This is a genomic window from Binatus sp. (SeqCode) (genome assembly GCF_036522015.1).
Lineage (GTDB): Bacteria > Desulfobacterota > Binatia > Binatales > Binataceae > Binatus.
Window position 1 is genome coordinate 1 of sequence record NZ_DATDGQ010000114.1, and the last position, 10,644, is coordinate 10,644.

Annotated in this window: 10 protein-coding genes; 4 read left to right on the top strand and 6 right to left on the bottom strand. The window is 61.3% G+C overall.

Annotated elements, in window-relative coordinates; all coding sequences use genetic code 11:
- Both VIW95_RS04780 and VIW95_RS04785 read left to right on the top strand, forming a co-directional pair.
- On the top strand, positions 1–1,230 hold a 1,230-nt coding region (locus VIW95_RS04780; protein ID WP_331584277.1), incomplete at its 5' end, for an acyl-CoA dehydrogenase family protein.
- Between the two features lie 43 nt (positions 1,231–1,273).
- Positions 1,274–2,149 (top strand): alpha/beta hydrolase, encoded by an 876-nt coding sequence (locus VIW95_RS04785; protein ID WP_331584278.1) that lies wholly within the window; start codon positions 1,274–1,276, stop codon positions 2,147–2,149.
- Between the two features lie 5 nt (positions 2,150–2,154).
- Here VIW95_RS04785 and VIW95_RS04790 read toward each other — a convergent pair whose 3' ends face one another.
- The 3 genes from VIW95_RS04790 to VIW95_RS04800 all read right to left on the bottom strand — a co-directional run bounded on the left by VIW95_RS04790 (position 2,155) and on the right by VIW95_RS04800 (position 4,319).
- A complete protein-coding gene (locus VIW95_RS04790; RefSeq protein WP_331584279.1) occupies positions 2,155–2,958 on the bottom strand; it encodes an alpha/beta hydrolase in 804 nt (267 codons plus the stop codon).
- 126 nt (positions 2,959–3,084) lie between these two features.
- On the bottom strand, positions 3,085–3,696 hold the full coding sequence (locus tag VIW95_RS04795; protein ID WP_331584280.1) for a ubiquinol-cytochrome c reductase iron-sulfur subunit: 612 nt from the start codon (positions 3,694–3,696) through the stop codon (positions 3,085–3,087).
- A 182-nt stretch (positions 3,697–3,878) separates the two neighbouring features.
- Entirely contained in the window at positions 3,879–4,319 is a 441-nt protein-coding gene (locus VIW95_RS04800) for a hypothetical protein (RefSeq protein ID WP_331584281.1), read from the bottom strand.
- A 90-nt stretch (positions 4,320–4,409) separates the two neighbouring features.
- On the opposite strand from VIW95_RS04800, the gene VIW95_RS04805 reads away from it, so the two are divergent.
- Positions 4,410–5,759: a hypothetical protein gene (locus VIW95_RS04805; RefSeq protein WP_331584282.1), complete on the top strand. Its 1,350-nt coding sequence runs from the start codon at positions 4,410–4,412 to the stop codon at positions 5,757–5,759.
- Positions 5,760–5,852: 93 nt separating this feature from the next.
- Here the strand turns inward: VIW95_RS04805 and VIW95_RS04810 are convergent, their stop codons facing one another.
- The 3 genes from VIW95_RS04810 to VIW95_RS04820 all read right to left on the bottom strand — a co-directional run bounded on the left by VIW95_RS04810 (position 5,853) and on the right by VIW95_RS04820 (position 9,508).
- Positions 5,853–7,019: a methyltransferase domain-containing protein gene (locus tag VIW95_RS04810; protein ID WP_331584283.1), complete on the bottom strand. Its 1,167-nt coding sequence runs from the start codon at positions 7,017–7,019 to the stop codon at positions 5,853–5,855.
- Positions 7,020–7,032: 13 nt separating this feature from the next.
- The gene (gene efp / locus VIW95_RS04815; protein ID WP_331584284.1) at positions 7,033–7,596 is read right to left on the bottom strand and encodes an elongation factor P; all 564 of its coding nucleotides are present in this window, start codon (positions 7,594–7,596) and stop codon (positions 7,033–7,035) included.
- Positions 7,597–7,996: 400 nt separating this feature from the next.
- Positions 7,997–9,508 (bottom strand): hypothetical protein, encoded by a 1,512-nt coding sequence (locus VIW95_RS04820; protein ID WP_331584285.1) that lies wholly within the window; start codon positions 9,506–9,508, stop codon positions 7,997–7,999.
- A 329-nt stretch (positions 9,509–9,837) separates the two neighbouring features.
- On the opposite strand from VIW95_RS04820, the gene VIW95_RS04825 reads away from it, so the two are divergent.
- A partial coding sequence (locus VIW95_RS04825; protein WP_331584286.1) for a hypothetical protein occupies positions 9,838–10,644 on the top strand: 807 nt, incomplete at its 3' end.

Consider the following 10,644-nt stretch of genomic DNA (forward strand, 5'->3'; position numbering starts at 1 on the left):
GAGATTTTCAAGGGCGCGCAGTACATGACCGAGCGAGCGGGCGGCTCCGACCTGGGCAACAGCGCGGTGGTTGCGAAGCGCGAAGGCGATTTCTGGCGGCTCTACGGCGACAAATGGTTTTGCTCTGCGGTTGACGGCGACGTTGTTTTGTTGCTGGCGCGTCCCGACGGTGCGCCCAACGGCTCGCGCGGGCTCGGGCTCTTCCTGATGCCGCGGCGATTGGAAAACGGCGAACGCAACAACTATCGAATCGCGCGGCTCAAGGACAAATTCGGCACGCGCTCGATGGCGAGCGGCGAAGTCGTGCTCGAAGGCGCAATCGCCTACCAGCTCGGCGCGCTCGACCGCGGACTGCGCCAGATGATGGACATGGTGAATCTCAGCCGCATGTCGCACGGCGCGCGCGCCGCCGGCATGATGCGCCGATGCCTCAACGAGTCGCTGCAAGTCGCGCGTCATCGCGCGGCGTTCGGGAAACCGATCATCGAGCATCCACTGCTGCGGCGCCAGTTGATGAAGCTGATGGTACCGACCGAGCAGGCGCTCTCCGTTTTCACCTACGACGCGACGATGATGGATCGTGCGCGCGCCGGCGACGCGGAAGCCGAGCGCGTGATGCGTATCCTGACCGCGGTGCTGAAGTTCCGCGCGTGCCGCGACAACATCCGCGTCGCGACCGGCGCGATGGAGGTGCGCGGCGGCAACGGCTACATCGAGGATTGGGTCAACTCGCGGCTCATCCGCGACGCGCACATCGGCGTGCTGTGGGAGGGCACCAGCAACATCAACGCGCTCGACGTGATTAATCGCGCAGTCGCCAAATCCGGCGGTCACGAAACGCTCGCTCGCGCCCTGAAAGCCAAGCTTAAGGCAGCGACTGCAGCTCCGGCGGATTTCCGCTCTGAGATCGAAAAGCTAATAGATCGCGCGGTGGCATTCGCTGGCGACGTCGCGGCAAAACCAAAGCATGAACGATTGGCGCGCCTCGCGACCGACGCCCTCTACAACGTAGCGAGCGCGGCGCTGATGACGTGGGAAGGTGCGACCGCCGGCGCCAACGGCTGTGACGCTCGCCGGATGATCCTCGCGCGCATGGTCGTCGATCATCGCCTGCGCCCCGAAGATCCTCTGTCGCTCCCGTCTTCAAGCTGGGAAGAAGAAGCGATCACGGTGCTGCTCGATCCCGGCGCTGTGTCGCTCGAACGAGCTGTAGAGATCGTCACACCTTAGTTAGAGCATTCACACCTGGCGCGGACGACGGGAGGTCATAGAAATGTTCGAAGGCTTCGCGCGCAAGCGCATCAAAACTTCGGGAGCGGAAATCGCGCTGGTCCAGGGTGGTTCTGGATCGCCGATGCTGCTCCTTCACGGATATCCGCAAAATCACATCATCTGGCACAAGGTCGCGCCGCGCATCGCGCGAGATTTTACGCTCGTGATTCCCGACCTGCGCGGTTACGGCGACAGCAGCAAGCCGCCGACCGATGCCGATCATCTTCCGTACTCCAAGCGAGCGATGGCGCTCGATATGGTCGAGGTGATGAGCGCGCTCGGCTTCAATCAGTTTGACATTGTCGGTCACGATCGCGGCGCACGCGTCACCTATCGTCTCGCGCTGGACCATCAGGAGCGGGTGCGGCGCGTGGCAGTCCTCGATGTAATTCCAACTATCGAACAGTTCGAGCGTGCGGACAGGTACGCCGCGCGCGCGTTCTATCACTGGTACTTTCTGGCGCAGCCGGCGCCGTTCCCGGAAACTCTGATTGGCAAAGACCCGGACTATTTTTTCGAGCACGTGATACAGAGCTTGCGAGGCTCCGACACCTTCAGCCCCGAGGCGATGGAGGCGTATCGCAAATCATTCCGCGATCCCGAAGTGATTCATGCGAGCTGCGAGGACTATCGCGCCGGAATTACCTGCGACTGCAAATTCGACGAGGCCGATCGGGCGGCGGGCCACAAGCTGACGATGCCGCTACTCGCGCTATGGGGCGCGCGCGGCCGGCGAGGCGCATCGCTACTGGACATTTGGAAATTGTGGGCCACGGATGTGCGGGGCGAGGGTCTCGATTGCGGACACTTCATCCCCGAAGAAGCGCCCGACGCGCTGACGCAGCATCTGCTGAGCTTTTTTGTAGAGCTATCGTAGTTGCCCTAGTTGCGCAGCCACTCCACGATTTTCTGGTGAATCCCGACTGGGTCGGAGGCCTGGAACGCGTGGCCTGCGCCGGGAATTATGTACATCTCGGCCTGCGGGATCTTGCTCTTGATGAGATTCGAGTTCTCCGACGGCACCAGCACGTCCTTGTCGCCGTGGACGATTAGCACCGGGCATTTGATTTGACCCAGCCGGTCGAAGGCGTTGAACGTTTGGATTCCCGCAAACGCGCGGTCCGCGGTTTCCGGCGGCGTCGGCGGCATCATCTTCGCTCCCGCGACCATCATCTGTTTGATCTCGGGATGCTGCGCGACGAACTCCGCGGGCATGAGCACCGGCAGCAGAATGTCGAAAGCCTTCTCGGCATCCGTCGGCATCATCTTCTGCGCGGTCATCAGTTTTTCGACAATTTCCGGTGACGCCATTTTCGCCGTCGTGCCGCCAGCCATCGTGCATCCGAGCACGACCCTGCTGACCTGTTCCGGATGCCGGAGGGTCAGCTCCTGCGCGATCATCCCGCCCATCGACACGCCGAACACTTTTGCTTTTGCGATTCCCAGCGCGTTGAGCAGATTGCTCGCGTCATCGGCCATCGCCTCGACGGTGTAGATACCCTCTGGCTTGTCGCTGAGTCCGGTTCCGCGATTGTCAAAGTAGATACTCTTGAAGCCGCTGAAAAACGGCAGCGACGGAATCCAGCCGGCGCCCGACATCCCAAATCCCATGATCAGCAGCAACGGCTCGCCGTCGCCGAACGTGTCGTAGTTGAGATTGATGTTACCGGCTTTGATTAATGGCATCGCAAAAATCTCCTCGAATGAAAAGAAAGAGGCGGAATCTTGAATCGCGCACGTGACCACCTCTCCCCTGACCCGTCTCCCTTCTGGAGAGGGGAACAAAGGCGCACGTCGCGCAAAATTTTATTGTCAGACGATCTTCAGGATGCTCTCGGGATGTTGTTCGTTGGGATCGACGCCGGGTTCCATCGTGTACACGACCGACTTGTCCACCACCAGCTGTCCGTCGTCGCCGACGTAGATTTTGAATCGATCCATCGGACGCGGCGCCGGCCCTTCGAAGTTAAGCCCGCTGATGTAGTAGCCCGAGCCGTGGCACGGACACTTGAACTTCTGCTCGGTCTTGAGCCATCGCGGCGTGCATCCGAGGTGAGTGCACTTGGCGAAGATCGCGTAGAAGCCAGCCTTGGTGCGGATGATCCAGGTGCGGAAATCCTGCTTGTATTTTTCGCTGACTTCGCCGACCACGTAGTCGTCCGGCAGGCCGGCCTTGAACTTCGACGGCGGCAGGAACAGCACGCGTGGGAAAGCCGAGCGAACCGCGGCGAGCAGACCGATCAGCGAGAATACGCCGAAGCCGGCCCATCCGAGCACGCCCAGAAAATCGCGACGGCTCCACAAGGTGCCGAGCTCGGTTTTTTCCTTGTCGCGTTTCGCGCGTTCTTTTGCCTGTTCGTCCTCACGCCACTTCTTGAGTTCGGCAGGATCGGTCGGAGCTTTTTCCTTGAGTGCAACAGCCATCTAAGTGACGCAACCTCCCACGTCGCGACGAGCCTGCATTAGCTCATCGACATCTGATTGGACGAATCCGATTAGCAAAAATTCTATTACCCAAAGATACGCAACATTCAAGGGCGATGATAACCCCCGATTGCTTCGCATTGTCGGGTCGATGGTGGAGCTTCTCGGCGAGACGCGAAAATTCAGTGAAGCGCAGGCTGGTTGCTCGGCGGTGGCGCTGCCGCCGGCGGTGCTACTTGCTGCTTCACGGTCGTCGTAGTGGTGGTGACTGTCGTCCGGGTCGGGGACCAGTCCTGCGGAGTCGTGGACGTCGTCGTCTGGTCCATAGTGTTGTCTGGAATGATTGGCACCGGCGGCGGCGGTGACATGTCGTTGCCGCCTACCGGCCTGTAAACCGGCGTTGCGGGACTGTCGTTGGCAACCCAGTGCATCGGACGCGCGACGAGCCATTCAAGGCCGTAGCCGATGGGATAGAGGATGTCGGCGAACAGCGCGAGCGGCTGCGAATCTTCGTCGTGATATTCCTTGGGATTCTGTTGGTCGTTGTCGTTGTACTGCGCGTGCGAAATTCCAGGCAGACCGACAAACAGCGCGGCGCAGAAAATAATTGCAACTAAGCGCATGTCCACAACTTTGCTCGATTGGCCGCCCTCCGTCAACACATCGCGAATCGTTCTTGCGCTGATGCCCTTGCAGGCGCAATTCTAAGCGCGATGACCACATCAGCCGTGCGCTCCGTCTGTGCATGCCTGCAAATTTTCACCGCTGCGGCAGTCATTTCTATCTTCACACTTGCGTCGAATGCTTACGGAGCACAGCCGCCGGGCGCGATCACTTACGTCGGCACCGACTCCAACATCTACTACTGCGACGCAAAATGCGCGCAGCCAAAATGCATCACGTGCAAGGCGGCCGCGATTCACGTCCGGCGCGACGACGCGATCATGCCGGTCACGCTCGCCGACGATGCCCCCGACGCAGGCCCTGGCGCCGGTGGCACTGACTACGGATGGCCGACATTCTCGCCCGACGGACAGCGCATCGCGTATTCCGCCGAGACGCACAAGCAAGCCGAGGATTCCTTTGCGGTGTGGGTTTACGATCTCGCGCGCAGCCAGGCCATGCTCATCTTCGAGAGCCGCTCCGAGCGTATCGTTTACATGGTCTGGACGCCCGACGGGAATCATCTTTCGTTCCTGCTCGGCGAGCCGCGCGGACTCAGCCTGGTGCTGGCCGAGGTCAAGGAATCGACGCCAGTCCGAATCGTCACCACCGGGATGCCGTTGTATTTCGATTGGGGCACGCCCGGCGAGGTTGCGTTGCATACGCTGGCGCTCGATTCGGAGCGCACCGAAAAGGTTTCCCTGATGAGCCTGACGCCGACGAGTCAGAACACGGTGAAGGTGCTGTCGAGCGGACGCACGCCATTCAAGACTCCCGCCTGGTCGCCCGACGGCAAGCATCTCGCGTACATCGCAAACTACCACGCCGAATCTAACATCGTGGTCGCCGACGCCGACGCCAGTCATCCGCGTTCCGTAGTGAGTCTGCCGGTGGGGGAGAACAGCTTCGTGTGGGCGCCCGACTCGGCGCACCTGGCATACTCGACCGCAATCACGCCGCAGGATCCGACCTATCACGGGTTAAAGCTGGTGGACATCGCGACCGCGAATTCGAAGTGGCTGACCAAGGACGACGTCGCGGCGTTTTTCTTTGCGCCCGATTCGCGCCACGTCGCTTTCATCGGAGTCCCTCAAGAGAAGCCGTACTATAGCTGGTCGGTCGTTGACGTTAAGACCGGTCTCGAAAAAGCGCTTGGCAACTTTCTCGCGACGCCCGACGAATCGACCGCCTATCGCTACTTCGACCAGCTCGCCGTATCGCACACCATCTGGGCGCCCGACTCGTCGGCATTCATTTATGCGGGCGTGCGATTGGAGGGGTCGCCGGAAAAGGCGCTCGGATTTGCCCCCGCGCCGTCGGCGTGGATTGTGCCGATCGACGGCAGCAAGCCGCACGCAGTCGCTAACGCAGTGCTCGCATTCTTCTCGCCGGCAAAGTAGGGCGAACTCTCTTAACACTGGGTGCAGGGGTCACCCCCGTCCAAGGAAGCGTGAAACCCACGGCGGGTTTCGCATTGAACTAGTGTTGGCGCGTTATGCTTTATGGCAGATGTAAATCGCCGCGGGCTTTCCCAGCACCGACACGCGGATGATTTTGCTCGGCGCGATCTTGCGTGTGCGCTCGAGCTCGCGCATCAGCCGCCATTCCGAGGTCAGCAGCACCATCACGCCGCCGCTCTTGAGCACGCGCGCGAACTCGCGAAACCACAGCGGGTAGAGTTTTCGATTCTCGCCGTGCGAGCCGTAGCGCAATCCCCACGGCAGGTTGGTGACGATTTTACTCACACTCCCGTCGCCGAGCGGAAGCGCGCCGGCGTCCCAGTTCTCGAGCTGAATCGGCTTGTAGCGCGCGCCGACGTTCACGCGCGCCGCCGCGAGCGCGGCCGCATCGCGATCGCTGCCGAGCAGCATCGCGTACCGCCCCAGATGCGCCCGCTCGATCAGGATCGTGCCGGCGCCGCAAAACGGATCGAGTACCACGTCGTCCTCGCGCGGCTCCGACAGCCATCCGAGCGCCGCCGCACTCGACGCACGCAACGAGGCCGGGCGATGGGCCGCTTTGTACTCGCGATGCCGCATTTTGTCGTCGCTGAGCCGCACCGTCAGAAAAAACTCCGCGTCGATCATCGACGCCCACAACTCGACGTCGGCGTCCTCTTCTTCCAGCCGCCAGGTGTGATCGCCGCGCTCGAGAATCCCGCGCTCGACCGCGCGCTGAAAATCGACGCGCCGATATTCATGCTCACCCGCCATTCGCGCGATCACGCGGAACTTGAGCCTGCGGCCCGCGCGCGTCCCGGGCGAGACCTTGACGCGCGCCGCCAGCGCCGGCTCGACGAGAGGCGCCTCGCGCGCCGCGCCGCGAATTTTGTCCAGCTCCTTGTTCTCGGGCCCGATTCCGGCGCGGTAGCCGGCCAGCCCGAACAGGTCTTCTGCCGTCCGGATGACACCGAGCTTTTCTGCCGCGGGCGCGAAGAAAATCGTCATCCCGGCGCGATCGGGCACCACCCGCCGCGTGATCTCGCGCGCACCCGCGATGCGTCCCGCGATCTCGTCCGCCGCGATTCCCTCGAACCCCGGCTGCGTATGCGCGATGTAGAGATTTGGCCCGAATCTTATCGGATGCGGCCGCGCGCGCTCGGGCAGTGCCGCCTTTTTATCGCGCGCAGCACTTCTATATGTCTGCCGCGCGCTATTCACCTGCCGACCCGTGCTACTTCGAGCGTGACAGGTACTCTTTCGTCTCGGTGTTGATCGTGATCGTGTCGCCTTCGGTGACGAAATGCGGCACGTTGATCGTCATCCCGGTCTCGAGCGTCGCCGGCTTCAGCGTATTGTTCACCGCCGCGGTCTTCATTCCCGGGTCGGTCTGCACCACCTTGAGCGCGACGGTTTTCGGCAGCGTCACGTTGAGCGGCGTCGTTTCGTAAAACTCGACTTCGACTTCGAGATTCGGCGTCAGGAACCCGACCACGTCCTCGATCAGCTCCTTGGGAATCGTGATCTGCTCGTAATTCTCGGTATTCATGAAATGGAAATCGTCGCCGTCCTGGTAGAGGAACTGCATCTTGCTCTGATTCAGGATCACCCGCTCGACGCGATCTTCCGAGCGAAACCGGTTCTCGGTCTGCGAGCCGGTCTTGATGTTACGCAGCTTGGTCTGCACCATCCCGCGCCAGTTGCCGGGCGTGATATGCGTGATCGTCATGATCCGCCACAGGTCTTTGTTGTACTCGACAATCATACCCGGGCGCAGTTGCGTCGCTTGAATCAGCATTGCTTTGGACACTCTCGATAAGGACGAAGGTTAAGAAGGGAATATTACGCAAGCCCAAGGCGCGCGGCAAGTTCGCGCCAGCCGCGGGTACTGTCTTAATTTGGACCTGAGTGTCTGAATTTGAAACTGCGACTGTCTTACTTTAATTTCGGTGATGGGATGGGAGGGTCTAGTAGGACGGTACTGTCCACTGCCGAAAGTAGGCGCCCGCAATCGGACGGGGAGCCCCAGTTGTTATACCCGACACAATACGAATATTCGTCCATCGCCGCTTGATGCCCGCTCTGGTTTTCTTCCAGCATTCGGTTGTAATCCGCGACTGCGCTACATCCGGAGAGCGCGGCCATAGCAGCGCCCACAAGCGCGAGCGCGGCGGCAAGACGAGGTTTCATCGTGCGCACTAGGGAAGCAGTTTGCTGTACCACGGCTTCGACGGCGGCGGCGTGCCGTACGGCGGAGGACCGTAGCCGGGCGGGTATCCGTACGGATTCGGATTCGGTGCATAAGGATTGTAACCCGGGGCGTACGGATTGTAGCCCGGCGCATACGGATTCGCGTACGCGTACGGATTGGGCCGGTAGTAGGGCGACGGCGGATAAGCACCGTACGGCGCAGCGTACATCGGCGGATTGCGATATTCCGACATGCCGCTGCCGCCACCGACCGTGTCCACCGACGCTTCGACGAAATCGTTGCCGTTGCCGTAGGCGCGAATCTTCGCGTCGCTACCCGCCGGCATCGGGAACGTCAGATCGAAGGCGCTGTAGCCGCCCGTGCTGACCGGTATCGGCTTGACCAGCTTGCCGTTGACGTAAACCCCAGCATGACGCACACCCGGTCCCGCAATCTGCCCGACCACTTCGACATTTCCCGGCGCCGACATTAATTCTTCGGCGTCGATCACGTTGATCTGCACATTGGTCAGCGGCCCGAGCGACGAGTTCGCCTCGATATGACGCCGCGACGGCGAGAGTTCATCGCCAGGCCGCGCAATCTCCGCAGTGTTGCTACCCCTCGAGGGACCCGCCGACGCAAGAGGACTCTCCGCCAAAGGACCCGCCTCGCCGCGCGACGCAGTCGCGCCCGGATCGACTTCAATCATCTCCTCACTACCCTTCATCGGGCCGACTGCCGCGGGATTCGGCGAAACCATCGCCTGCGCTTCGCGGCCGTAAACGTCGGCGACGCGAATCGACTGTGTCGGCGAGGGCTGCTCAATCGAGAAATCGAAGTTGATTCGCTGCTCGCCCGGCGTACTCGCGACGTCGATATCCCTGCTCTTCGTATCGCCGTCGAAAATTCCCGCCGACTTGAGGTCGGTGCCTTCGAAGAAGCCTTTTACTCGCACCTTTCCAGCCTGGAAGACCCGCGATGCGATCTCGATCTTGGGCGCCGCGGCCATCGATTCTCCAGCCGGCGCCGCGACCGAGGCATGCGACTCGGGCACCTCGCTGAGCACGGGGTGTCCCTTCGCCGCGGGCACCTGCTTTTCGAGCGCCGCGATTTTTTCCCTGATACCGGTCCACTGCTCAGGATAATTACCACCCGCAAGCTTCGCCGCGGCTTCTATCCGATCCCGATCGCTGAGTATCGACGTCATCGCGCCGCTCGCGCTGGCGTTGTCGTGCGCGCCCAAAGCCGTGGACAGCGTTTGCGCATCTCCGGCCAGGCTGGCTGCGGGCGCCAGGATCGGGCCGGCCTTGGTCGACGACGCATTGATCGCATTGAGCATCGCGAATGCATGATCGCTCAACTCGAGCGCCTGCGCTTGAGCGTCCTGCGCAAAGGATTGCCGCGAGATGACACCCGCCGCGGCCAGGACGATCAATGCTATAGGAAACGCGATCCGCCATGAGGCGAATTCGGTGCGCGTCACTCGCGCGCCGGTTCCATGCGCGACGAAATTGATCACCCCACTAGCCCCGCAGTGTTATGGCGTTTCCCTATAGCGTTCTGCCGTCTGCTTAATCCGTCGAGAGAGCTTCAGAAACAAATCTCCCTCGTCATAGATAAAGAGCGCAAGCGCCCCACCGGCACCGACAATCAACCCGAGGATAAACACGCCCATAAATTTCCCCCTACCGATGGTTTAAATTATAGTCAAATCCCCTCAGTTGAACCTAGCCAAAAAACCCCTTCAATCCGCCCCCGCCCCCCGCCTTCACAATCCGGTCCCCCTTCCCGCTCGGGAAGGGGTTAGGGTTAGGTTCCTAGTTACGCTTTCTAGTATCTTGATCTTACATGCCGCATCCCGAATCCATCGATCGCCCAGCCGCGGGTATCCTCCACCTCGACGGGCGAATCCTCGTGCGCGTGACTGGCGATGATCGCGCCCCATTCCTCCACGGGATGTGCACCGCCGACGTAAGTGGCGCGAAGCCCGGCGCCATTCTGCCCGCACTCTTTCTCACCGAGCATGCGCACGTGATTGCCGACGCGTTCATCTGGGTGACTCCCGACGCGCTCCTGCTCGACATCGACGCCGACGCATGGTCACGCACGCATGAGCATCTCGAAAAGTTACTGGTCGCCGACGACGTGGAATTTGAGGACGCCACCGATCTTGCGGTCATCGATGTCGAAGGGCCGGCCGCACTCGACGCAGCCGGCGTGGCGTCGCTTGCCCCATGGTCCTTCATCGAGGCTTCCAGCTTGCTCGTGGGCAATCTGCCTCGTTACGGCGGGCCCGCAGCATCCTTGATCGCCGCGCGAGCTTCCGTTGATTCGACTATCGCTGCAATTCTGGCGAAGACGCCGCACTCGCGCAGCATCGATTCGTCACTGCTGGAAGTCATTCGCATCGAGAATGGCGTTGCGCGCGTCGGCGTCGATACCACGGACAAAACGATCGCGCTCGAGGCGCGCCTCAATCGCGCGATTTCCTTCAACAAGGGATGTTACCTCGGCCAGGAAACGATCGAACGGGCGACCGCGCGCGGCGGTTTGAAAAAACGGATGTTCGGACTTAAGTTCAATGATATGGACTTCCCCGCCGCTGGAGCGGTCCTTACCCTCGATGGCAAGGAAGTCGGCCGCGTGACGAGCGCC